We start from the raw sequence: 1,164 nt of genomic DNA, 5'->3' as shown, positions 1-1,164 counted from the left end.
GTATGGTGATAATGATACACCAGCACCACCAACTGACGAATTAGGTGGTAGTTGGACACTATGGAAAAATTTAGCGCGACAAAGTCCTGAATTTGGTAATCCTGATAAGTTTTGCCAAAATATTCCTAAAAAAAGTTGGTTTGTTTCAGCAACTTCTACAACAAACAATAAAGAGATTATCGATACAATAGAAAGTATTTGTAAACGTGACCCACTTGCAGGCAAAACAGTTACAGGCGGTATTATTACAATCAATGATTCTGCATGGCAAATGAGTTTTACAATCAATCGTCAGCAACAGTTTAAAGACCAACCTGAAAATGAAATATCTACATGGATTTATGCCTTATATTCAGATGTAAACGGCGATTATATTAAAAAGCCAATTACAGAATGTAGTGGTAATGAAATATGCCAAGAATGGCTGTATCACTTAGGTGTATCAACTGACAAAATTGAAGACTTAGCAAAACATGTATCTAATACGATTCCTGTTTATATGCCATATATCACCTCTTATTTCATGACGCGTGCTATCGGCGACAGACCTTTAGTCGTCCCGCATCAATCACAAAATTTATCATTTATTGGTAACTTTGCAGAAACAGAGCGAGATACTGTATTTACAACAGAATATTCGGTTCGTACTGCCATGGAAGCTGTTTATCAATTACTAAATATAGATCGTGGTATTCCAGAGGTCATCAATAGTACATTTGATCTTCGCGTCTTAATGGATGCCGTATACGAACTGAATGACCATCAAGATTTGCGCGAGATTACTAAAGATTCGAAAATGCAGAAACTCGCATTAGCAGGATTCCTTAAAAAGATAAAAGGTACGTACATTGAGACATTATTAAAAGAACACAAATTGTTATAACGAAAACCATTAATAGATTTTTATTTGGTGATTTCAAATCATGGAGTGGGATAGAAATGATATGTTCACAAACTTTATTTCGTTATCCCACTCACATGATTTTTTTGATGAAACATAATTACATGATTGATTGCATCATTTTGTTAAACAAGTTATTGCAAACCTGCCATTTCACACTGAAAATTTACATAATAAGTGACGATATTTTACAAGTCATATACAAATAACATATATTGTTAAATAATTTTACCTAATCTTAACATTAAATTTACAATTATAAG

1 protein-coding gene is annotated in these 1,164 nt (G+C 33.0%); it reads left to right on the top strand.

What is annotated here, in order from left to right:
- Positions 1 to 883 (top strand): oleate hydratase (locus tag IDG60_RS15110; RefSeq protein ID WP_206160863.1); only part of this gene is annotated, 883 nt, incomplete at its 5' end.
- Between the last annotated feature and the right edge of the window lie 281 nt (positions 884 to 1,164).

It is taken from the genome of Staphylococcus sp. EG-SA-2 (genome assembly GCF_017152085.1).
This window is presented reverse-complemented; position numbering and strand designations above follow the sequence as displayed.